Source organism: Pseudomonas sp. IAC-BECa141, assembly GCF_020544405.1.
Lineage (GTDB): Bacteria > Pseudomonadota > Gammaproteobacteria > Pseudomonadales > Pseudomonadaceae > Aquipseudomonas.
In genome coordinates this window covers 123,531-147,479 of record NZ_CP065410.1, presented here as the reverse complement: position 1 = coordinate 147,479, position 23,949 = coordinate 123,531, and the positions used below count along the sequence as shown (strand labels likewise).

The 23,949-nt window shown below is 58.1% G+C and carries 13 protein-coding genes, 2 tRNA genes, 4 rRNA genes and 1 pseudogene; 10 read left to right on the top strand and 10 right to left on the bottom strand.

The window, feature by feature from the left end; genetic code table 11:
• Window positions 1–101 precede the first annotated feature (101 nt).
• The gene (locus tag I5961_RS00695) at window positions 102–440 is read left to right on the top strand and encodes a hypothetical protein (RefSeq protein WP_039773037.1); all 339 of its coding nucleotides are present in this window, start codon (window positions 102–104) and stop codon (window positions 438–440) included.
• Window positions 441–568: 128 nt separating this feature from the next.
• On the opposite strand, the gene lapD is transcribed toward I5961_RS00695, so the two are convergent.
• Both lapD and lapG read right to left on the bottom strand, forming a co-directional pair.
• Complete coding sequence (gene lapD, locus I5961_RS00690) at window positions 569–2,515, bottom strand: cyclic di-GMP receptor LapD (protein ID WP_085702814.1); 1,947 nt, start codon at window positions 2,513–2,515, stop codon at window positions 569–571.
• A 14-nt stretch (window positions 2,516–2,529) separates the two neighbouring features.
• Window positions 2,530–3,222 carry a cysteine protease LapG gene (lapG, locus tag I5961_RS00685; protein ID WP_007960234.1) on the bottom strand — a complete coding sequence of 231 codons (693 nt, stop codon included), beginning with the start codon at window positions 3,220–3,222 and terminating at the stop codon, window positions 2,530–2,532.
• 194 nt (window positions 3,223–3,416) lie between these two features.
• Between lapG and I5961_RS00680 the strand changes: the two genes are divergently transcribed.
• The 5 genes from I5961_RS00680 (at window position 3,417) to I5961_RS00660 (ending at window position 10,473) form a co-directional block, all read left to right on the top strand.
• Window positions 3,417–4,127 (top strand): GntR family transcriptional regulator, encoded by a 711-nt coding sequence (locus tag I5961_RS00680; protein WP_227234054.1) that lies wholly within the window; start codon window positions 3,417–3,419, stop codon window positions 4,125–4,127.
• Between the two features lie 752 nt (window positions 4,128–4,879).
• Window positions 4,880–5,653 (top strand): DUF3050 domain-containing protein, encoded by a 774-nt coding sequence (locus I5961_RS00675; RefSeq protein WP_085697919.1) that lies wholly within the window; start codon window positions 4,880–4,882, stop codon window positions 5,651–5,653.
• Window positions 5,650–6,579 (top strand): diiron oxygenase, encoded by a 930-nt coding sequence (locus I5961_RS00670; RefSeq protein ID WP_085697918.1) that lies wholly within the window; start codon window positions 5,650–5,652, stop codon window positions 6,577–6,579. The genes I5961_RS00675 and I5961_RS00670 overlap by 4 nt, the downstream gene beginning before the upstream one ends.
• A 13-nt stretch (window positions 6,580–6,592) precedes the next feature.
• Window positions 6,593–9,982 (top strand): non-ribosomal peptide synthetase, encoded by a 3,390-nt coding sequence (locus tag I5961_RS00665; protein ID WP_227234053.1) that lies wholly within the window; start codon window positions 6,593–6,595, stop codon window positions 9,980–9,982.
• 23 nt (window positions 9,983–10,005) lie between these two features.
• Window positions 10,006–10,473, top strand: a complete 468-nt coding sequence (locus tag I5961_RS00660) for an SRPBCC family protein (RefSeq protein ID WP_227234051.1) — start codon at window positions 10,006–10,008, stop codon at window positions 10,471–10,473.
• 146 nt (window positions 10,474–10,619) lie between these two features.
• Here the strand turns inward: I5961_RS00660 and I5961_RS28720 are convergent, their stop codons facing one another.
• Entirely contained in the window at window positions 10,620–11,405 is a 786-nt protein-coding gene (locus I5961_RS28720; protein ID WP_371807395.1) for a methyl-accepting chemotaxis protein, read from the bottom strand.
• A 69-nt stretch (window positions 11,406–11,474) separates the two neighbouring features.
• A pseudogene (locus tag I5961_RS28715) lies at window positions 11,475–12,500 on the bottom strand (cache domain-containing protein); the annotation flags it as partial.
• Between the two features lie 310 nt (window positions 12,501–12,810).
• On the opposite strand from I5961_RS28715, the gene I5961_RS00650 reads away from it, so the two are divergent.
• The 4 genes from I5961_RS00650 (at window position 12,811) to I5961_RS00635 (ending at window position 18,155) form a co-directional block, all read left to right on the top strand.
• On the top strand, window positions 12,811–13,311 hold the full coding sequence (locus I5961_RS00650) for a sigma-70 family RNA polymerase sigma factor (RefSeq protein ID WP_085702818.1): 501 nt from the start codon (window positions 12,811–12,813) through the stop codon (window positions 13,309–13,311).
• The gene (locus I5961_RS00645) at window positions 13,311–14,312 is read left to right on the top strand and encodes a FecR domain-containing protein (RefSeq protein WP_227234050.1); all 1,002 of its coding nucleotides are present in this window, start codon (window positions 13,311–13,313) and stop codon (window positions 14,310–14,312) included. Before I5961_RS00650 ends, I5961_RS00645 begins: the two co-directional genes overlap by 1 nt.
• A gap of 87 nt (window positions 14,313–14,399) precedes the next feature.
• Window positions 14,400–16,901 carry a TonB-dependent siderophore receptor gene (locus tag I5961_RS00640; RefSeq protein ID WP_227234048.1) on the top strand — a complete coding sequence of 834 codons (2,502 nt, stop codon included), beginning with the start codon at window positions 14,400–14,402 and terminating at the stop codon, window positions 16,899–16,901.
• A 75-nt stretch (window positions 16,902–16,976) separates the two neighbouring features.
• Window positions 16,977–18,155, top strand: coding sequence for a PepSY-associated TM helix domain-containing protein (locus I5961_RS00635; protein WP_227234047.1), 1,179 nt, complete (start codon window positions 16,977–16,979; stop codon window positions 18,153–18,155).
• A gap of 73 nt (window positions 18,156–18,228) precedes the next feature.
• Here the strand turns inward: I5961_RS00635 and rrf (I5961_RS00630) are convergent.
• From rrf (I5961_RS00630) to I5961_RS00605, 6 genes are all read right to left on the bottom strand, one after another.
• Window positions 18,229–18,344: ribosomal RNA gene (rrf, locus tag I5961_RS00630) — 5S ribosomal RNA — on the bottom strand.
• Between the two features lie 106 nt (window positions 18,345–18,450).
• A 5S ribosomal RNA gene (rrf, locus tag I5961_RS00625) occupies window positions 18,451–18,566 on the bottom strand.
• Window positions 18,567–18,722: 156 nt separating this feature from the next.
• Window positions 18,723–21,613: ribosomal RNA gene (locus I5961_RS00620) — 23S ribosomal RNA — on the bottom strand.
• A 244-nt stretch (window positions 21,614–21,857) separates the two neighbouring features.
• Window positions 21,858–21,933 (bottom strand) — tRNA-Ala (locus I5961_RS00615).
• Window positions 21,934–21,963: 30 nt separating this feature from the next.
• Window positions 21,964–22,040, bottom strand: a tRNA-Ile gene (locus I5961_RS00610).
• Window positions 22,041–22,121: 81 nt separating this feature from the next.
• Window positions 22,122–23,658, bottom strand: a 16S ribosomal RNA gene (locus I5961_RS00605).
• The 16S, 23S and 5S rRNA genes sit together here with 2 tRNA genes alongside, the layout of an rRNA operon.
• Between the last annotated feature and the right edge of the window lie 291 nt (window positions 23,659–23,949).

Genomic DNA, 23,949 nt, shown 5'->3' with positions numbered 1-23,949 from the left:
TCTTTCTTCCCGGTGACGATTGCGTCGCCGCACCGCATACTCGCGTGCAGTTGGCTATGCTGCTGACAGCATGACGCTGGTCCATTTCCGAGGGATGCTCAATGTTTTACGTGCAACGCGATGCGCAGGGTCAGTTGATTCGCGTGGAAGCTGCGGCCTACGCCGAGGCCACGGAAACGCTGCCGGCCGACCACCACGAAATCCAGGCCTGGTACGCCAACGAAGCCGTGGAGAACAGCCTCAAGCAGCTCAAGCAGAGCGACCTGGAAATGATCCGGGTACTCGACGACCTGATTCAGGTACTGACCCAGAAAGGCGTGATCCGCGTCACCGACCTGCCGCCGGCGGCCCAGGCCAAGTTGATGGACCGGACTCAGGCGCGGGAAGCGCTGGGTGGGTTGAGTCAGTTGATCGATGAGGATGAGGGCGGGTTGATCTGATCCAGGATCTTCGGTGACTGGACGGGCCCCTTCGCGAGCAAGCTCGCTCCCACAGGAGGTATGTATACCCAATGTGGGAGTGAGCTTGCTCGCGAAGGCAGCCTTAGCGGCGACGCAATTCTACAGCCTTAACGCCAGGGTTTTGGCTCACCGAACAATTGCCCCTGAACCCCATACAACCCCATCTCGCGAATCACCGACAATTCCCCTTCCGTCTCGACCCGCTCGGCAATCAGCGGCAGATCAATGCTGTGCGCCGCACGCTGGATCGCTTCGATGAACAGGCGCTTGTCGCTTTCCTGATCGATCGCCCGAATGTAGCTGCCATCGATCTTCAGGTACGCCAGGCCCAGCCGCGCCAGGTTACCGATCATGCTGAAGCGCCCGCCGAAGCGCTGCAGGCTCAGGGAGAAACCAAGTTCGCGCAGGCGGCGGGTCAGCTGTTCGAGCACCGCTTGTTCCGGCAGTTGTTCCTCGCCGATTTCCAGGGTCAGGCGCGGCCCCAGATTGGAATGCGAGCGCAGAATCTCGAAGACTTTGTTCAGCGCCTGCGGATCGGCCAGGGTCGCCGAAGACAGGTTCAGGGCCAGGGATTCTTCATGGTCGGCCATCTGCTCCAGCACCCGCTCGAGCATCAGACGGTCCAGCCGCGCGGTCCAGCCGAAGCGCTCGAGCCAGGGCAGGAAACGCCCGGCGGGGATGGTCTGGCCCTGCTCGTCGAGCAAGCGTGACAGCACTTTGTAATGCAGCACCAGTTGCGTGTCCTGTGCCGCCACCACCGGTTGGAAGAACAGCTCGAAGCGCCGCTGGTTCAGCGCCTGATCGAGCAAGCGATGCCAGGCGTGGTGATCGTCACCGACATCCGCCACCAGGCTCTGATCGAGGCACGCCCAGTTCTGCTCGCCCTGCCCTTCGGCCTGGGCCAATGCCTGATCGCCGAGGCTGAGCACCGCTTGCGGTGAATCGCCATGAGCGAACGGCGCCAGGCCGATAGAGGCCACGGCGGCCACGTCGGTGGCGCCCGTTGCGTGCAGGCTGCTCAGCGCGCTGTCGAGGCTTTGCGCCAGTTGCAGCGCTTCTTCGCGGGTCAGCCCCGGCGCCAGCACGGCGAATTCACCACCACGAATCCGGGTGACGAGATTCTGGGTTTCCGGGTATTTGGCGCACTCGCGGGACAGTTGCTCGCCGACCGCTTTCAACAATTCATCGGTGCGCTGACCGCCAAGGCGCTGGTTCAGCCCGGCCAGATCCTTGACCCGCAACAGCAGCAGGTAACCGGAACTGGCCTGCTCCGGGTTGCTCACCCGCGCATTCAGCTGCATCTCGAAATAACGCCGGTTGGCCAGCCCCGTGAGGTTGTCCTGATAGGACTCGGTGCGCAGTTTTTCACTGCGCTCGGCCTGCTCCTGAAACAGCGCCTTGAGCTTCTCGACCATCTGGTTCATCGCCAGCACCACGCGGCGCAATTCAGGCGTGCGCGGCAGGTCCGGCAGGCTGAGGAATTCGCGGCGGGCAATGGCGTGGGATTGCTTGACCATGTAATCCAGCGGCTTGAGTTGCCGACGCAGCAACAGCGCGCCCAGCACCGCACTCACCGCACCACAGACCAGCAACCAGCCGAGGCTGCCGAGTGCGCTCTGCCAAAGCTTGGCCACGGCGAACATCGGGTGGCTGACCACCTCGACCCGCGCCGCCTGCTCCCAGCCACGGCTGACCAGCGCATCGCCACCGGCCGGTTCAAGGCCAATCAGTTTGACGAACCAGTCCGGCACGTTGGTGACCGCCGGAATGCCATTGCGCTCGACGATGGTCTGGTCGGTCTTCAGGTCGACCACGCGGATGCTCGAGTAATAACCGCTGTCGAAGATCGAACTGACCAACAGCTCGACCATCGCCGGGTCGTCGATGTTCGGCGTCAACGACAGCGCCAGCGCCGTGGCCGCATCCTGGGCGTGGGAGCGCAACTGGTTGACGTACTGGGTGCGCGAGCTCTCCAGACTGACCATGAAGCTGCCGGTGAAGGCGACCACCAGGAACAGACAGATTGCGATCAACAGCTGTTTGAACAAAGACATCTGAGCGCGTGCTCCTAGTTAGTCGTCTCGACCGGGAATCCTTCGGCCTGCATTTTCTTCAACACATCCTGCCAGCGTGACAGGCGTTTGGTGTCACCGACCTTCTTGTTGCCCTTCGCTCCCGGCAGGTACAAACCCTCGGCATTGAAAGAGTAGACCGGCAGCAAATCGGTTCGCTCGGCGGCCGGCTTGATCGGGTCGATCAGGCTGTCGAGCACCAGCGGCATGGCGTCAGGGCTGGAATAGTAAGTCAGGACCATGTGCGCGCGGTTCTGGCGCAGGGCCTTGACGTAGGTGATGCGCAACTTGTCACTGGCCACACCGAGGTGGCGCAGGCTGAAATACTTGGCGATCGCATAGTCTTCGCAGTCGCCGGCGCCTTTCCACAAGGCTTCGATGGGAGTTTCCCAATAATCGACCTCGTGCCACAGATCGATGTCTTCGACGTAGCGCATCTGTTTGTTGAAAAACAGGTTCACCACTTTGAGCTTTTCCATCTCGCTGACCTGCTTCTGCGTGGCCAGCAGATTCTGCCAGGCATCGATCCGCTGTTGCCCGGCGCCCAGCGGTCCGTACAGCGCCGTGGCCTTGCGGCTGATCGCGGAAAAATCCCAATCGGCATGCAGGCCGCCCAGCATGATGCCGGCCAGCAGCAGCGCGCAGGCAAGCCAGCGCGCAATCCGTGGGATTGCGAAACGTACCGCCAATGCAAGGCATCCAGGGCAGAGAAGAAAGCGCTTGATGGTGAAGGTTAGTCCAGCAAAAAACAATGGCACCCTGAGATCATCGCTGGCGCGCTAAACTTCAGGTGTAACAGGGTTCCTCTACGCGGTTTGACAACCTGTAGAGCAATCACTAGTGTCCTTTGGATCCAAATATCGCAGTCATAGGGTGTGCAGTTGTGACCCAGAAGCCCAAGCCACTCCACAGCATCAAAGTCGACGGCCCGATTCCCGCGCATCTGGCGCGCTCGGTCATCGAAGAAACCCTGCGCGCCGCCATTCTCGACGGTCGCCTGCCCTGCGGCACCGCCGTGCGCCAGCAGGATCTGGCCGACCTGTTCGGCGTCAGCCGCATGCCGGTACGCGAAGCCTTGCGTCAACTCGAGGCCCAGGGCCTGCTCAGCGTGATTGCCCACAAGGGCGCCGTGGTGGCGCCATTGATCCAGGGCGATGCAACGCAAACCTACGAGCTGCGCATCCTGCTGGAGTCTGAAGCGCTGCGTCAGTCGATCCCCTTGTTGACCCCGGCCGATCACGAACGCGCGGCCGGCTACATCGAAGAGTTGGAAGTCGAACACGACTACACCGAAATCGGTCGGCTCAACCGTCTGTTTCACATGGCGCTCTACAGCAAGGCGCCCAATGGCCGGCTGTTGCGGCTGGTGGAAGACGGCTTGAATGAAGAGGAACGCTTCCTGCGTTTCAACCTCGAGGCCATGGGCCTGGGCAAACTCTCCCAGGACGATCACCGTGCGTTGTTGCAGGCCGTGATAGATCGTGACACCCCGCGTGCCGTCACACTGCTGGAGCAGCACCTCAATCGCGGTGTCGAGGTGATCACTCGATACCTGGCGAGCACCGCCTCCAATGGTCGCCAGGCGGCACGCTGAAAATCCGCCCGGGTGAGCCCTCGCTTACCCGGCGTATAACCCGCTTACAAATCCCCACGCCGGTCACGCTCAATTGCTGTGGCACTTCGGCGCCTGCGCTCTAACCTCCCTCCTGCTTTGAACAGCCCGGAATTTGCACCGCAAAGGAAGTCATTTTCGACGATAGCCGCGGCGCCGATTTACGCGCACCCTTGAATCGCCAACCCAATATAGAACGGGGACGCGCCGCCCCGGCAGCAGTCCCCGCACCAGGAACCTACGGAAGGAGCCTTGTCACGGGATCAGGAAGAACGGCGCCGTTACAGTCCGACTTCATCCCCTCATATTCATTCAATTACTCAATTGGAAAGTTGCTTCGAGTGAGGCATTCACTCTTGTCGTTCAATTTTGGCCATTAAACGCCGAAAGGAGTAACTACGCCCAAATAAAACTTAACTTATAAGTTTTATCAGACCCACTCATACTTCAAAAACAGCCAACTAAAAATAATTGAAAATAAACTTGTTAAGTTGTTTTGCGATGTATTAGTTTTTCTTCGCCGAGTTTGGATCCGAAATGAAAAACCCGGCACAACCTTGCACTACGGCCTCGGTTGCGACGGTTTGACCGTCCGCTGCTGTCTTGGGCCCTTCAGACATTGCCTGCTTTCATCGAAACCGAATGAGGCTGTCGTTCGCCTGGAGAAACTTGTTCAACGCCATTAGCAATTGATTGAGCAATCCCTATTCCCTATTAGCCAGAGTCTCGCAACCATGCCAACAAAAGAGCAACTTACACTAAAGAAAGCCGAACTCAGCGTTCATCCGATCTTCACCGAAATAGATTCTTTGAAGACATTACGCCGGTTCATGGAATCCCATGTATTTGCCGTCTGGGACTTCATGTCGCTGACCAAGCGTCTGCAGCAGGAACTGACTTGCACTCGCCTGCCGTGGTTGCCGCCGCGCGATCCGCACGCAGCAAGACTGATCAACGAAATCGTGCTCGGGGAAGAATCTGACGATCGGCTGTCACACGGGCATTACAGTCACTTCGAACTGTACCTCGATGCCATGCGCGAAGTCGGTGCGGACACGACAGCGGTGGAGCGCTTCGTGACGCTGCAACAGGAGGGCGTCAGTTACGACGTCGCCCTGCAAAGCGTCGAAGTAGATCCGGCGGCGGCGCGGTTCGTCTGTGACACCTTGCACACCGCGCTGCATGCACCCGGTCACAGCGTTGCCGCTGCCTTCCTGCACGGTCGCGAGAGCGTGATCCCGACCATGTTCCAGCGCATGCTCGATGCCTGGGGCATCGGCGTCGAACAGGCGCCGACCTTCCGTTACTACCTCGAACGGCACATCGAGGTCGACTCGGAAGACCACGGCCCGGCCGCCGAACAACTGCTGGATCGACTGGTGGATGGCGATCCGCAGCGCGAAGCCGAGGTTTACGCCAGCGCCATCGCCGCCGTGGAAAGCCGCATCGCCCTTTGGGACGGCCTGCGCCTGAGCATGCGCGAACCGCTGGTGGAGGTGGCCCAATGAACGCCGCCGACTACCAGTCTTTCGCCGATGCCTGGGAAAGCCGCGCGACCATTCGCACCCGGCCGCGCCGCGTGCTGGAGGATGACGCGCGGCTGATCTATCCGCTCAGCCGCCAGCCGTTGGTGCTCAGCGAAACCTTCCTGCGCGAATGCCCCGAACAGCGTGATTTCGCTCTGGTGCAGACGCTGTACAAATTCATCAACGACGTGGTGATTTTCGAAACCGAGATCGTCGACAAGACCGCCCGCAGCATCGCCAAGAACCGCTTCGCCGTGCCCTTCCCGTTCGCCTGTCGCTACGACGCCATGACCGTGGTGGTGGACGAGGATTACCACGCGCTGGTGGCGATGGATTTCATGCAGCAGACCGTGGCCATGACCGGCATCGAGCCGATCGAGCTACCGAATGAAATCGAACTGAGCCGGGCAATTCCCGCCGCCGTCGAACTGGCTCCGGAACACCTGCGCAGCGCCGTGGAACTGATTTGCGTAGCCATCGCCGAGAACACCGTGACCGGCGATGTCGCGGCGTTCGCCCGGGACGACACGGTCAAGCCATCGATCAAGGGTCTGATGGCCGATCACTTGCTCGACGAGGGTCGACACTCGAGTTTCTGGGCGCGGATGGTGCGCATCTACTGGCACACCGCGAGCGATGCGGATCGTCAATGCATCGCGCAGATCCTGCCGGTGTTCATCGGCCATTACCTGACCAACGACATTCAGAAGTCCTTCGACCTGCGCCTGATCGACGCCCTGCCAGTCAGCGAGGCAACCCGTCGCGCACTGAAAGACGAGATGGCCGGGTTGGCCTTCCCGATCAATCGTCACCACCCGCTGGTGGGCAACATCGTGCGGTTCTTCCACAACAGCTCGCTGCTCGACACACCGTGCGTGCAGCACGCCCTGCGCGACTACCTGGTTTGACAAGGAGGCTGACATGAGACGTCTCGACATTTTGCTGAGGGGCCGCAGCCAGGCCTTGACCGACCTGGCGCATGAGCTCGAACAACACGGTCATTCATTGCTGACAGAAACCGCTCCGTCGATGGACCTGGTGATCGATGACGGCAGTCTTGCGCCGCAGGATTACGGCGTGACACCTCTCCTGACTTTATGTCTGGGTATCGGTGCAACGGGCGCCGGCGGTTTGCCGGTGCTTGATCTGCTGTGCCTGTGCCACTCGACACTGCTGAGCCGCGTGCCGATCGCCGACGAACCGTCCGGCAACGGTCAGGCCCTGCGCCAGCGAACACTGGCGCAGGTGGTGGACGAAGTGGCGCTACTGGTCAGCCGCTTTTCCCGTGATGCCGAGTATTTCCAGCATGCGACGACAGCCCGTGCGCCGGACTTCGAGCAGGTGGAAAACCTGCTGTTTCTCGATAGCCTGGCCTACGTCCATCGCTTCAATGCCACGGACCATCCGACCTTGCTGCAACAGGCGCAGATCCCGGTGATCGAGCGGCTGCAACAAAGCCTGATCGAGCACGCGGAGCGCCCGGCGCTGCACCTTGCCGAGCAGTCGGTCAGCTATCGCCAGTTGCATGATCACAGCCGGGCGATTCAGCAACGGTTGCTGGCAATCCTGGAGACCCAGCCGCAGCCGTGGGTGGTGGGGATTTGCCTGCCGAAATGCGATGCGCTGTTTGCCTCGATTCTGGCGATTCTCGGCAGCGGCGCGGTGTATCTGCCGCTGGAACCGAGCCACCCACTTCAGCGCCAGCAGTACATTCTGGAAAACGCCGGGGCGGTGTTGTTGCTGCACGACGGCGAACATCCACTGAGCGGTTCGATGCCGGGGCTGGATGTCTGTCGCATCGAACGCACTGACGTCGATCTGTCGCTACCGCTGATGCGTCGTCGACCCCAGCTCGATGCACCATGCATGGCGCTCTACACCTCGGGCACCACCGGGCATCCGAAGGGTGTGCTGCTGAGTCAGGCGAACCTCGCGCACTTCACCGCGTGGTACGCCGACTATGTGCAATTGCATGAAGAGAGCCGGGTGTTGCAGTTCTCGTCGCTGAGTTTTGACTCGTCGCTGATCGACATCTTCCCGACCCTGCTCAAAGGCGCGGAACTGGTAGTGCCCGACGACAACCAGCGCCGCGATCCGCTGCAACTGGTGGCGTTGATCCGTCGCCGACAGCTGACCCACGCGTTCCTGCCGCCAGCACTGCTGAGCATCCTGCCGCTGGAGCAACTGCAAAGCATCGGGCAAATCATGACCGGCGGCGATGTCTGCGAGCCGTTCGTGATCGAGCAACTGACGCGCCAGGGCAAGCTGCACAACCTCTACGGCCCTACCGAAGCCACAGTGTTGATCACCGCGCGGCAACTGCAACCGGGCGACAGCAATCGCATCCTCGGCGGGCCGATCGCCAACAGTCAGGTGCTGATCCTCGATGACGATCTGCAACCGGTGTCGGAGCAAACCGTGGGCGAACTGTTCATCATCGGCCCCGGCGTGTGCCTGGGTTACCTGAACAATCCGCAGCAGACGGCGGAGCGCTATCTGGACCTGGAATTGCCGGACGGCCAGCGCCTGCGTGCCTACCGCAGCGGCGATATGGCCAAGTGGGGCGAAGACGGCATAGAGCTGTGCGGGCGCCGCGACAATCAGGTGAAGATCCGCGGCTTCCGGGTCGAGCCGGAGGAGATCGAGCGCTGCCTGCGCGAGAGTCAGTTGTATCGGCAAATCGCGGTGGTGATCGACAGTCAGCGGCGGATTCTGGCATTCCTCGCCCAGCCGCAATCGGATGCCGCGCGCGACGCGTTGAAAGCACATGCGCAGCAGTTTTTGCCCGACTACATGCAGCCGGTGGCGTGGACGGAACTGGCGAACATGCCGTTCGCCGCCAACGGCAAAGTCGATCGCAAGGCCTTGCTGGAACTGCCGGTCAGCGTGCAGGACAGCGGCCCGAAATGCCTGCCGGCCAATGCCGACGAAGCATTGCTGCTGGAAATCTGGGGCGAGTTGCTGGAGCTGCCGACCAGCGACATTTCCACCGACGAAAGCTTCTTCAATCTCGGCGGTCACTCGATTCTGCTGTCACGCATGCTCCTGCGTCTGCGGGAGGAGTTCGGTCGCAGTATTTCGATCAACCGCTTCATCGAATTGCCGACCATTGCCAAGCTCGCCACGCTGGTGCAGGGCACCGATGACAGCGCGGTGCTCAGCGCCCAGGCGATGGCCGACGCCGAGCGAGCCCTGGACATCGAGCCGTTGCCGATCAGTCGCATGGGCGATGTTCACAAGGTGATTGTCACCGGCGCCAACAGTTTTGTCGGTGTGCACATCGTCGAGGCGCTACTGGGATGGGGCGCCAGCGAAGTGGCGTGTCTGGTGCGCGATGGCGGCGGGCAAACGGCGGCGCAGCGCTTTGCCCAAGCCCTGCGAGAGAACCGGCTGGAGCATCTGGACCTGAGTCGGGTGCGGGTCTATTCGGCGGACATCACCCGGCCGCAACTGGGCCTGGCCGATGGGGATTTCGAGCGACTGGATCGCGAGTTCGGCGCGCTGGTGCACAACGCGGCCAACGTCAATCACGTGCTCGATTACGAGTCGTTGGCGGCGGACAACGTCGAGCCGATTTTCGAACTGCTGCGGCTGTGCGAAGGGCGCAGCAAGAAGGTGTTCAATTTCGTCTCGACACTGTCCGCCTCCAGCACCGTCGACGACGCAGGCCGGGTGCTGGAATTGCCCGCCGCACCGACGCCGCCGATCTACATCCGCAACGGCTACAACCTGTCGAAATGGGTCGGCGAACGCATCCTGGAACGGGCGCGGGAGCGTGGGGTTCGGGTCAATCTGTATCGGCCCGGCAACATCAGTTTCAACAGCCTCAGCGGTGTCTGCCAGCCGCACAAGAACCGTTTGATGCTGATGCTCAAGGGCTCGATCCAGCTCGGTCAGGTACCCGCCTTCGCGCTGAATTTCGACCTGATGCCAGTGGATTTTCTCGCCCGTTTCATCGCCTTCCACGCCAGCCGTTATTCGGCCGAACGGGCGGTGTTCAACCTGCACAACCCGGAGCCTCTGAGCTGGGATGCCTATGTCGCGTCGTTCCGCGAAACCGGCAGCGAGTTTTCGCTGGTCAGCGTCGCCGACTGGCAGCAGCAACTGGAGCGGGTCGATGCCGACAACGCGCTGTTCGGCGTACTCGGTTTCTACCTCAACGGCTTCGAGGAAGACATCGGCGACATCTCTCTGATCGGCCACGCCAACGCCCAGGCCGGCGTGCAGCAGATGGGCGCGCATTACCCGGAAAAATCCCCGGCGCTGCTGCGTCGCGGCTGCGACTACCTGAAAGAAATCAACTTCATCTGACTCATCAACCAAGGAGCAACACCATGAGCAATCTTCAACCCGACACCCTGATCAAAAACCCTCACGGCTGCCACGTCGTATCTTCGGTGGAAGTGCCGGTGGACGCCAGGCAAGTGTGGGCAGTGGTCGGTAAATTCGACGGTTTCGACCGTTTCATTCCGGCGCTGTCGCACATCGAAATGACCGGCGAAGGCGTGTCTTCGCTGCGCAAAAAGTTCTTCAAGGATGGCAACGTGGTGGTCGAGCAACTCAACTCCCGGGACGACCAGGCGTTGAGCATGACCTGGACCACGATCTACAACACGCTGGGCGTGGCCAATCTGTGGGCGGCGATGAATGTGGAGTCGCTGGGCGCGGGCAAGTCGCGGGCGACCTGGACGATCATCGCCGAGCCGGCCAGCGGCGGCCCCGAGGCACTGCCGGGGTTCAAGGATTTCGTGCAGGGGTTTGCCGATGATGCGATGGGGAATGTGCTGAAGCTGTTTATTTAGGCTTCAGCTCTACGGTGATTGAGCCACCGCTATCGCTGGCAAGCCAGCTCCCACGGGTTCCAGGTCGGTCACAAATGTTGCGTGCGCCAGAAATCCTGTGGGAGCGGGCTTGCCCGCGATGAACGATAACGCGGTCTGACGTGATGTCAGATCTTGAAGCTGTCGACCAGCTGTTTCAAACGATTGGCCTGCTGCGACAACGCATCGCAATCCTTCAACGTTTCATTGAGGTTGGCCACGCTCTGCTGGTTCAGCAGGTTGATCTGGTTGACGTCGACGTTGAGGGTTTCCACCACGGCGGTCTGCTCTTCGGTAGCCGCTGCCACCGACTGGTTCATGCCGTCGATTTCACCGATGCGCTGGGTCACGCTGACCAGCCGCAGACCGGCCTGGTTCGCCACTTCAACGCTCTCTTCGCTGGACGCCTGACTGGCGTTCATGGTGCTCACCGCTTCACGGGAGCCGACCTGCAGCGAGGTGATCATCTTGTGGATTTCTTCCGCCGATTCCTGGGTGCGGTGAGCGAGGTTGCGCACTTCGTCCGCCACCACCGCAAACCCGCGTCCGGCTTCACCGGCACGGGCCGCTTCGATAGCCGCATTGAGCGCCAGCAGGTTGGTCTGTTGGGAGATGCCTTTGATCACATCGAGAATGTGGCCGATGTTGTCGGTGCTCGCGTTCAGGGTTTCGATCTGGGTGCACGACAGACTGATCTTCTGCGACAGCTCGGTCATGGCCTGAATCGTCTGCTCGACCACCTGACGACCATCCTCAGCCTGTTCGCTCGCGCCGCTGGCGTGTTGCGAAGCATCGGCGGCGTTGCGGGCGATTTCCTGGGTGGCGGCACCCAGCTGATTGATCGCAGCAGCGACGCTGTTGGTGCGCGCGCTTTGCTCGTCCGAACCGATGATCGAGGCGTTGGACGATGCCATCACCCGTTGCGACAGGTCGTGTACGTGACGGGTCGCGGAAGACACTTCGGAAATGGAGGCGTGAATCCGCTCCACGAACTGATTGAACGAACTGCCCAGCTCACCGAACTCGTCCTTGCTTTCCACCACCAGACGGCGGGTCAGGTCACCTTCACCCTGGGCGATGTCCTGCATCGCGCGGCCCATGGTGATCAGCGGACGCATCAGGACGGTGATCAACAGGCTCAGGAACACCGCAATCGCGCCCACGGCGACGAACATCGCAATCACCGCCGAGGTACGGAACTGGCTGAGTGCGGCGTAGGCCTTGTCGCGGTCGATCGACAGGCCGATGTACCACTCGGCATTCGGCAGACCGGTCACCGGGGTGAACGACAGGATGCGTTCCTGGCCGTTGAGCACCACGTTCTGATTGCCCTTCTCGATGCGCACACCGGCGTTCGGGTAGATGTCCTTGAGGTTCTTCATCACCTGATCTTTGTCCGGGCTGACAATCACCTGACCGTCACCGCTGACCAGGAACGCGTGGCCCAGGCCGCCGAAGTCCACCGAGTTGATGATCTTCACCAGGGTTTCCAGGCTCAGGTCACCGCCCACTACGCCGAGCAGTTCACCGTTCTTTTTCACGGGCATGGCGATGGTCACCACCAGACCGCCAACGGCAGCCATGTATGGCGGGGTCAGCATGGTCTGGTCAGCGGCCACGGCCTGCTTGTACCAAGGACGCTGACGCGGATCGTAGCCGTCCGGCATCTTCGCGTCAGGGCGCTGGGTGAACACACCGTTGGCCTGACCGACGTAGGTGAACTGAAAGTTCGAGGTGAAGGCCGGTTGATCGACCAGCCCAGGGAAGTCGGCATTCTTGCCTTGATGAGCGACGTTCTGCGCGAGGTTTTCCAGTACCAGAATCCGCCCGCTCATCCAGTTCTGCACACTGCTGGCGGTCAGGTCACCGGCCTGCTGGACCGAGGACTGGAGGTTTTGGCGAATGGTATTTCGCTGCAGATAGTCGTTGTACAAAGTAAACAGCGCGAACGCCAGGACCACGACGCCCGAGGCGGCCAGCAGGATTTTATGGCTGAACTTGAGATTCATTTCATGGGACTTCTTATGCGAAAAGTGGGGATGCGTTCCGTATGCAACATTCCATGTACAGCGCAGGCAGCGTTCTGATGGCTGCTCTACTTTGGTGCACGCATGTCTCACCAGTCTGTCGGCACGATTCGGAGAAAACTTAGCGTTTTGTAGGAAATGGACGGCATTTCTGCCAGTTCCCGCCGAACGGCGTGCCAGAGCGTTCGCCTGTCATTTTTTGATGACGGTTTTGCAGCGCCGGTTGCAAATTCTGTAACCCTTGATGACAATGCGACTAATTATCATTTGTGACGTTCGGGCTGTCGCGTTCATGTCCTCACCTGAGTTTGCAGTACAGGCGCTTTACAGTAGTCATCACGGCTGGCTCAACGGCTGGTTGCGCGCGCGGCTGGGCAATGCCGCCGATGCGGCGGATCTGGCTCAGGACACCTTCGTTCGCCTGCTGCAACGCACCGAGCGTCTGGAGCTCAAGGCACCCCGCGCATTTTTGCGTACGGTTGCCCGGGGTCTGGTGATCGATCATTGGCGCCGTGAAGAAATTGAACGCGCCTATCTGGAAACCATCACCCACTTGCCTGAAGCCGAAACACCGAGTGCCGAAGCCCGCGCCTTGGTGATCGAATTGCTCGAAGGCATCGCACGCATGCTTGAAGGCTTGAAGCCGAAAGTGCGTCAGGCATTTCTGCTGGCGCAGTGCGAAGGTTTGACCCACAGGCAGATTGCCGAGCGGATGGGCCTGTCCCTGCGCTCCGTAGAACGCTACGTCGCCGATGCCCTGTTTCACTGCTATGTGCTGCGGTATGAAAGCTGATGCCGGTGGATAACCCCTCGCTTGGCCGTCGTGCCGAGCCACCGCAGCAGGTGGTCCGACAGGCCATTCACTGGCTCCTGCGCCTGCGCAACAACCATGGCAACCTGCGCCTGAATCGCCAGTGCGAACAATGGCGCGCCGAACACCATGATCATGAACTGGCCTGGCAACGGGTGCAGTCTCTGCAAGCTGAACTGAACCACAATTTGCGCGCCGTGCCCGGTGCGCAGGTGGCGTTCAACACGCTGGAAAACAGTGCGCAGGGGTTGGGACGACGTCAGGCGTTGAAGCTATTGTCCGGCGCTTTGCTGGTGGGCTCGGCGGGATGGCTGGCCAGAGACACTTCCGTCTGGCAACAGTGGAGCGCCGACTACGCCACCGCCACCGGCGAGCGCCGTGGCTACCAGTTGCCGGACGGCACGCGGATCGAACTCAACACTGCCAGCAGCGTGGATCTCGACTACACCGCGCAACAACGGCTGATCAAACTGACCCGAGGCGAAATCGTCGTCACCTGCGGCGGTGCCGATGAAGGTGCGCCGTTTGACCGACCGCTGCGGGTGCAGAGCCGTCATGGCACTTACGAGCCGTTCAAGGCGCGATTCATTCTGCGCGAGGAAGAGGGTTGCACGCGCCTGAGCGTCACCAGTGGCCGGGTTGCGATTCACTCCGCTGGCAATTCGGCAGAGGTCATCGCCGGTCAGAGCTATCTGATCGATCACCATCAAATTCGCCCCGCGCCACCCTCGGACATGGACGCTGGTGCCTGGGTCGACGGGTTGATCGTGACTCGCAACATGCGGCTGGGTGACTTCGTCAGCGAGGTCGGCCGTTATCGTCAGGGGTTTCTGAGCTGCGCGTCGGACATTGCGGATCTACGCCTGTCCGGCGTATTCCGCCTTGCGGACACCGACAAGCTGCTGGCGGTCCTGCCGCAGACCCTGCCGGTGCAATTGCGTTATCGCACCCGCTGGTGGGTGACACTGGAGTCTGTGGCCTGAAATTATTTTGGCGGGTTTTCGTGGCAAGTCCGGCTTAGTCAGTAAGCACTTCAACTCAGCCTTCGCGACTGCCTACGGAAACCTACAATGACTGCGCGCGTTACCTGTAAGAACCCTCTGAATTTCTCTTCCGAATCCGGCCTGTTGCGTCATGCCGTCCGGGCGGCGCTGTTTTCTACCGCACTGGGTGTTGGCGTGTTGCCGAGCCTGAGCATGGCGGCCAATGCCAGCGAGCTCAGCAACCACCGCTATAACATCGCCGCCGGACTATTGGGCGATGCCCTCAATCAGTTCGCGCGTCAGGCAAACATCACTTTGTCGATGACGCCTCAGCAGACCCAGGGCCGACAATCACCCGGCGTGCAGGGCGAGTATTCGACCGATCAGGCGCTGAGTCATCTGCTCGGTGGTTCGGGTCTGGAAGCGATCAGCCAGGACGGCAGCAGTTATGTATTGCGCTCCGTCGCAGAAACCGAAGCGCTGGCCCTGCCGACCACCGACATCAAAGGCTTCGCCCTCGGCAACGCGTTGGGCAGCATGGACGGCTACAACGCGACGCACAGCCAGATCGCCACCAAAACCAGTACTGCGCTGCTGGAAACTTCGCAAAGCGTGTCCGTCGTCACTCGCGAGCAAATGGATGACCAGGGATCCCAAACCGTGTCCCAGGCCATGCGTTACACCCCCGGCGTGCTGACCAACCCTTACGGCGCCACGCACCGTTACGACTACGTGGCAATGCGCGGTTTCAACGACGGTTCGGTGGATAACATTTACCTCGACGGCCTCAAGTCGATGGGCGACAGCGGCACCTACAGCACGATGCAGGTCGATCCGTATTTCCTTGAGCGCGTCGATATTCTGAAAGGCCCGTCGTCAGTGCTCTACGGTCGTAGCTCGCCAGGCGGTCTGGTCGCGCTGACCAGCAAGAAGCCGCTGTACGAAGCCTATCACCAGGTACAGGCCACGATCGGCACACAGGGCCAGCGCGGTGTCGGTTTTGACTTCAGCGGACCGGTCGATGACAACAAGCGTATCGCCTATCGTCTGACCGGATTGACGGATCAGTCCGACACGCAATTCGACCACAACAAGGAAAAGCGCTTCGCCCTCGCGCCGACGGTCAGCATCGATTTCAGCGAAGACACGTCGCTGACGCTGCAAGCGTATCTGCAACATGACCCGGATGGCGGTTACCACGGCGGTGTGCCGGCTGACGGCACGATTCATCAGCGCAACGGCCATCGCATCTCGCCGCATTTCTTCGAAGGCGAGCCAGGCATCGATAGTTACTCCCGTGATCAGCAGTCGTTCGGTTACCAGTTCGAACACCGCTTCAACGACGTCTTCACCGCGCGGCAGAATTTCCGCTACCTCGACTCCAAAGTGAACATGGATCAGGTATACGCCTATGGCTGGACGTCGCCGACCAGCAACGAACTGAATCGCTACTACACCGGCGGCGACGAGCGTCTGCACGCGTTCATCGTCGACAACATGCTGCAGGCCGAATTTTTCACCGGTGCGACCAAGCACACGGTGCTGATGGGGGCGGATTACCAGCGACGCAAAACCGTGGTCGACTGGACCAGTGGCGGCCTGGCGCCGATCAACGCGTTCAACCCGGTGTACGGCAATTCCGCTATTACGCCGTACGGCAATACCAGCTACCTGCGGCGCCTGGAGCAGACCGGCGTTTACCTGCAAGACCTGATCGAAATGGACAAGTGGCGCTTCTCGCTGGGACTGCGTCAGGACTGGGTGGAAACCTCCGACGAAAACCGCATCGCCGAAGCGGGCCGTCCGGTCGGCACCGAGATCAATGATCGACGCACCAAGCTCACCGGCCGTGCCGGCGCGCTGTATCTGTTCGATAACGGCCTCGCGCCGTACGTCAGCTATTCCGAATCGTTCAACCCGAATTCCTACGCGGACAGCGCCGGCAATCCGCTCGCACCGACCGATGGAACTCAGTGGGAAATGGGCCTGAAGTATCAGCCGCCGGGCACCGACAACCTGTTCACCGCTTCGCTGTTCCGCATCGATCAGGAGAACCTGGCGACCAAACTTCCGCAGGAAAACTTCTATCGCGCTGTAGGCGCTGTCCGCTCTCAAGGTCTGGAACTGGAAGCGCACATGCAGTTGACCGACAACTTGAAAGTCCTCGGCAGTTACACATTTACCGACATTGAATACTCGAAATCGATGATCAGCACTTTGAGCACACCGACCAATGTGATCGAGAACAAAGGCAACTCGCCGACCCAGGCGCCGCGGCACATGACATCGCTGTGGGCCGACTACAAGTTTGACAGCACTGCACTCGATGGGCTGCGCCTGGGTGGTGGTGTGCGTTATGTCGGCTATAGCTGGGCGGATGCAGAGAACACGATGAGGGTGCCGTCCTACACATTGTTCGACGCATCGATTGGCTATGACCTCGGCAAGGTAGGTCTGAAGGGTGTCGACGTTCGCCTGAATGCAAACAATCTGACCAACGAATCCTACGTAGCCTCCTGCGCCAGTCTGGACTTCTGCTACATGGGCGAAGAGCGCAACGTCGCCGCGACGGTCAGTTATCAGTTCTGAGCCTTTGTCTTGAGCATAAAGAAGCCAGCCCCTGATTTCAGGAGCTGGCTTTGTCGTATCTGTGGGGGAATGTTCATGCGTTCGTTTCTGGTTTTATTGCACCGGTATATCGGGTTGGCCACGGCGGTTTTTCTACTGCTGGCCGGGATCACGGGGAGCCTTCTGGCGTTCAACCATGAGTTGGATGAGTGGTTGAATCCGGAGTTTTACGCAGCGTCGGCCGAGGGGGAACGTCTACCGCCAGGTGAGCTGGTTGATGCGGTGCAATCGGTACATCCGAAGTTGCAAGTCTGGTACATGGAGTACCCGAATGAGACAGGCCACACGGCATTGCTGGCGGCGGTTCCGCGGAATGATCCGGCGACGGGCAAACCGTTTAAAGAACGCAATGAAGTGTTCTACCTCGACCCGGTCAGTGGCGAACAGAAAGGTCAGCGTTATTGGGGCGAGTGCTGTTTCCAGCGCGAGAACTTCGTTCCGTTCATTCTTGAGTTTCACTACAACCTGACACTGCCCGGTAACTGGGGTTTGCTGTTGATGGGGTTGGTGGCCATCGCTTGGGTAATCGATTGCTTCGTCGCCCTCTGGCTGACATTACCGAGGGGTAAACTTTTCTGGAAGAAATGGTCGAGCGCCTGGAAGATCAAGGGCGGCCATGCTTATCGACTCAACTTCGATCTGCATCGGGCGGGGGGCTTGTGGCTATGGTTGTTATTGCTGCCGATAGCCGTCAGCAGCGTGGCGATGAACCTGCCGAGCCAGGCCTTCAAACCGGTGGTGTCGTTGTTTTCTCCGATTGAACCGAGCGTCTATGAGACTCGAGGGCGAATGCCTGCCGAAGAGTTGGGGATCACCCGATTGAGTTATCAACAGGCATACGAACGGGCGCAGGAGGAGGGAAAAAGATTGGGGCTGACAGCCGCGATCGGCGAGTTGTATTACAGCTTTGAGTACAACTTCTACGGTGCGGGGTTCGGACAGCATGACACTGAGGCCCACGGTAAATCCTGGTTGTTCTTCCACGGTACTGACGGACGATTATTGGGACAAGAGATCGCAGGAGAAGGGACGTTGGGAGAGCGGTTTTATCGATTGCAGTTGCCGATACATGGGGGACGGATAATAGGCTTCAGCGGACAAGTGATGATCGCGGTATTGGGTGTTCTGATTGCGGGGTTGTCGGGAACTGGCGTCTATATCTGGTGGCGCAAATGGCAGGCTCGTCGGAGCGGCAAGGCACGCAGAGCGGTTTGAAGATCAGACTTTTATGGACTCTGAAACGACAAAACCCCTGTCTGCATTCGCAGACAGGGGTTTCGGAATTCAATCTTGACGATGACCTACTCTCACATGGGGAAACCCCACACTACCATCGGCGATGCATCGTTTCACTTCTGAGTTCGGGATGGGATCAGGTGGTTCCAATGCTCTATGGTCGTCAAGAAATTCTGTGACCAGCCCGTTACCGCAGTAACGTTCCGGCAAAAATCGGTGACTTCTACTAAAACAAAACCCCAACTGCTTTCGCAATTGGGGTTTCGGAATTTAATCTTGACGATGACCTACTCTCACATGGGGAAACCCCACACTACCATCGGCGATGCATCGTTTCACTTCTGAGTTCGGGATGGGATCAGGTGGTTCCAACGCTCTATGGTCGTCAAGAAATTCGGGTACTGACTCGTGACCAGATGGCCTCGCTTCAGCAAATTGGGTATGTGACAGCTTTCGGTGTTTTGTGAGCGTCGAACTTTCGGTTCATTGCGTCTTCACACACCGCAATCTGGTCTCTTTCGAGTCTGCAGATTGCTTGGGTGTTATATGGTCAAGCCTCACGGGCAATTAGTATTGGTTAGCTCAACGCCTCACAGCGCTTACACACCCAACCTATCAACGTCGTAGTCTTCGACGGCCCTTCAGGGAACTCAAGGTTCCAGTGAGATCTCATCTTGAGGCAAGTTTCCCGCTTAGATGCTTTCAGCGGTTATCTTTCCCGAACATAGCTACCCGGCAATGCCACTGGCGTGACAACCGGAACACCAGAGGTTCGTCCACTCCGGTCCTCTCGTACTAGGAGCAGCCCCTCTCAAATCTCAAACGTCCACGGCAGATAGGGACCGAACTGTCTCACGACGTTCTAAACCCAGCTCGCGTACCACTTTAAATGGCGAACAGCCATACCCTTGGGACCGGCTTCAGCCCCAGGATGTGATGAGCCGACATCGAGGTGCCAAACACCGCCGTCGATATGAACTCTTGGGCGGTATCAGCCTGTTATCCCCGGAGTACCTTTTATCCGTTGAGCGATGGCCCTTCCATACAGAACCACCGGATCACTAAGACCTACTTTCGTACCTGCTCGACGTGTCTGTCTCGCAGTCAAGCGCGCTTTTGCCTTTATACTCTACGACCGATTTCCGACCGGTCTGAGCGCACCTTCGTACTCCTCCGTTACTCTTTAGGAGGAGACCGCCCCAGTCAAACTACCCACCATACACTGTCCTCGATCCGGATAACGGACCTGAGTTAGAACCTCAAAGTTGCCAGGGTGGTATTTCAAGGATGGCTCCACGCGAACTGGCGTCCACGCTTCAAAGCCTCCCACCTATCCTACACAAGCAAATTCAAAGTCCAGTGCAAAGCTATAGTAAAGGTTCACGGGGTCTTTCCGTCTAGCCGCGGATACACTGCATCTTCACAGCGATTTCAATTTCACTGAGTCTCGGGTGGAGACAGCGCCGCCATCGTTACGCCATTCGTGCAGGTCGGAACTTACCCGACAAGGAATTTCGCTACCTTAGGACCGTTATAGTTACGGCCGCCGTTTACCGGGGCTTCGATCAAGAGCTTCGCGTTAGCTAACCCCATCAATTAACCTTCCGGCACCGGGCAGGCGTCACACCCTATACGTCCACTTTCGTGTTTGCAGAGTGCTGTGTTTTTAATAAACAGTCGCAGCGGCCTGGTATCTTCGACCGGCGTGGGCTTACGCAGCAAGTGCTTCACCCTCACCGGCGCACCTTCTCCCGAAGTTACGGTGCCATTTTGCCTAGTTCCTTCACCCGAGTTCTCTCAAGCGCCTTGGTATTCTCTACCCAACCACCTGTGTCGGTTTGGGGTACGGTTCCTGGTTATCTGAAGCTTAGAAGCTTTTCTTGGAAGCATGGCATCAACCACTTCGTCGCCTAAAGGCAACTCGTCATCAGCTCTCGGCCTTGAAACCCCGGATTTACCTAAGATTTCAGCCTACCACCTTAAACTTGGACAACCAACGCCAAGCTGGCCTAGCCTTCTCCGTCCCTCCATCGCAATAACCAGAAGTACAGGAATATTAACCTGTTTTCCATCGACTACGCTTTTCAGCCTCGCCTTAGGGACCGACTAACCCTGCGTCGATTAACGTTGCGCAGGAAACCTTGGTCTTTCGGCGTGGGTGTTTTTCACACCCATTGTCGTTACTCATGTCAGCATTCGCACTTCTGATACCTCCAGCAAGCTTCTCAACTCACCTTCACAGGCTTACAGAACGCTCCTCTACCGCATCACTTGCGTGATACCCGTAGCTTCGGTGTATGGTTTGAGCCCCGTTACATCTTCCGCGCAGGCCGACTCGACTAGTGAGCTATTACGCTTTCTTTAAAGGGTGGCTGCTTCTAAGCCAACCTCCTAGCTGTCTAAGCCTTCCCACATCGTTTCCCACTTAACCATAACTTTGGGACCTTAGCTGACGGTCTGGGTTGTTTCCCTTTTCACGACGGACGTTAGCACCCGCCGTGTGTCTCCCATGCTCGGCACTTGTAGGTATTCGGAGTTTGCATCGGTTTGGTAAGTCGGGATGACCCCCTAGCCGAAACAGTGCTCTACCCCCTACAGTGATACATGAGGCGCTACCTAAATAGCTTTCGAGGAGAACCAGCTATCTCCGAGCTTGATTAGCCTTTCACTCCGATCCACAGGTCATCCGCTAACTTTTCAACGGTAGTCGGTTCGGTCCTCCAGTCAGTGTTACCTAACCTTCAACCTGCCCATGGATAGATCGCCCGGTTTCGGGTCTATTCCCAGCGACTAGACGCCCTATTAAGACTCGCTTTCGCTACGCCTCCCCTATTCGGTTAAGCTCGCCACTGAAAATAAGTCGCTGACCCATTATACAAAAGGTACGCAGTCACAGAACAATGTCTGCTCCCACTGCTTGTACGCATACGGTTTCAGGATCTATTTCACTCCCCTCTCCGGGGTTCTTTTCGCCTTTCCCTCACGGTACTAGTTCACTATCGGTCAGTCAGTAGTATTTAGCCTTGGAGGATGGTCCCCCCATATTCAGACAAAGTTTCTCGTGCTCCGTCCTACTCGATTTCATGACTAAGAGACTTTCGCGTACAGGGCTATCACCCACTATGGCCGCACTTTCCAGAGCGTTCCGCTAATCTCAAAGCCACTTAAGGGCTAGTCCCCGTTCGCTCGCCACTACTAAGGGAATCTCGGTTGATTTCTTTTCCTCAGGGTACTTAGATGTTTCAGTTCCCCTGGTTCGCCTCTTGCACCTATGTATTCAGTACAAGATAACCATCTTATGATGGCTGGGTTCCCCCATTCAGACATCTCCGGATCAAAGTCTGTTTGCCGACTCCCCGAAGCTTTTCGCAGGCTACCACGTCTTTCATCGCCTCTGACTGCCAAGGCATCCACCGTATGCGCTTCTTCACTTGACCATATAACCCCAAGCAATCTGGTTATACTGTGAAGACGACATTCGCCGAAAATTCGAATTTCTCAACTAAGAGAACTCACAAATTTTACCTTAGCCTGATCACCACCAGTGAAAGTGGCTTTCAGTCTATCTTTCTATCACATACCCAAGTTTTTAAAGAACGAACTAGTCAAAGACTAGAAATCAACATTCACCATCAGCCCGATGGAATGCTCATTTCTAAGCTCTTACTTCAGAAGCAGTAGTGGTGGAGCCAAGCGGGATCGAACCGCTGACCTCCTGCGTGCAAGGCAGGCGCTCTCCCAGCTGAGCTATGGCCCCGTATTTCTACAGGCGTTTCCCACACAAAATTGGTGGGTCTGGGCAGATTCGAACTGCCGACCTCACCCTTATCAGGGGTGCGCTCTAACCAACTGAGCTACAGACCCAATTTCGGGCTGCTTCTTTCGTCTTCTTCAATGAATCAAGCAATTCGTGTGGGAGCTTATGAAGCAGCTGATGTCGTCGATTAAGGAGGTGATCCAGCCGCAGGTTCCCCTACGGCTACCTTGTTACGACTTCACCCCAGTCATGAATCACACCGTGGTAACCGTCCTCCCGAAGGTTAGACTAGCTACTTCTGGTGCAACCCACTCCCATGGTGTGACGGGCGGTGTGTACAAGGCCCGGGAACGTATTCACCGCGACATTCTGATTCGCGATTACTAGCGATTCCGACTTCACGCAGTCGAGTTGCAGACTGCGATCCGGACTACGATCGGTTTTATGGGATTAGCTCCACCTCGCGGCTTGGCAACCCTTTGTACCGACCATTGTAGCACGTGTGTAGCCCAGGCCGTAAGGGCCATGATGACTTGACGTCATCCCCACCTTCCTCCGGTTTGTCACCGGCAGTCTCCTTAGAGTGCCCACCATAACGTGCTGGTAACTAAGGACAAGGGTTGCGCTCGTTACGGGACTTAACCCAACATCTCACGACACGAGCTGACGACAGCCATGCAGCACCTGTCTCAATGTTCCCGAAGGCACCAATCCATCTCTGGAAAGTTCATTGGATGTCAAGGCCTGGTAAGGTTCTTCGCGTTGCTTCGAATTAAACCACATGCTCCACCGCTTGTGCGGGCCCCCGTCAATTCATTTGAGTTTTAACCTTGCGGCCGTACTCCCCAGGCGGTCAACTTAATGCGTTAGCTGCGCCACTAAGAGCTCAAGGCTCCCAACGGCTAGTTGACATCGTTTACGGCGTGGACTACCAGGGTATCTAATCCTGTTTGCTCCCCACGCTTTCGCACCTCAGTGTCAGTATCAGTCCAGGTGGTCGCCTTCGCCACTGGTGTTCCTTCCTATATCTACGCATTTCACCGCTACACAGGAAATTCCACCACCCTCTACCATACTCTAGCTCGCCAGTTTTGGATGCAGTTCCCAGGTTGAGCCCGGGGATTTCACATCCAACTTAACGAACCACCTACGCGCGCTTTACGCCCAGTAATTCCGATTAACGCTTGCACCCTCTGTATTACCGCGGCTGCTGGCACAGAGTTAGCCGGTGCTTATTCTGTCGGTAACGTCAAAATTGCAGAGTATTAATCTACAACCCTTCCTCCCAACTTAAAGTGCTTTACAATCCGAAGACCTTCTTCACACACGCGGCATGGCTGGATCAGGCTTTCGCCCATTGTCCAATATTCCCCACTGCTGCCTCCCGTAGGAGTCTGGACCGTGTCTCAGTTCCAGTGTGACTGATCATCCTCTCAGACCAGTTACGGATCGTCGCCTTGGTGAGCCATTACCTCACCAACTAGCTAATCCGACCTAGGCTCATCTGATAGCGCAAGGCCCGAAGGTCCCCTGCTTTCTCCCGTAGGACGTATGCGGTATTAGCGTTCCTTTCGAAACGTTGTCCCCCACTACCAGGCAGATTCCTAGGCATTACTCACCCGTCCGCCGCTGAATCAAGGAGCAAGCTCCCTTCATCCGCTCGACTTGCATGTGTTAGGCCTGCCGCCAGCGTTCAATCTGAGCCATGATCAAACTCTTCAGTTCAAACATCTTTGGGTTTTTAAGAAACCCTAAACTTGGCTCAGCAATCGTTGGTTACATCTTTGATTTCTCGCGGAGTAACTTGTGATGCTGATAATCTTGTTGACTATCAGTCTGACTCCACAAGCACCCACACGAATTGCTTGATTCAGTTGTTAAAGAGCGGTTGGTTAAGATCTTTCGTCTCAACCGAGGCGCGCATTCTACAGCAGCCTCATTTACTGTCAAGTGATTATTTTCAGAAGTTTTTGAAGATTTCTTCAACAACTTCAACCACTTGCGCTTCCGATCTCT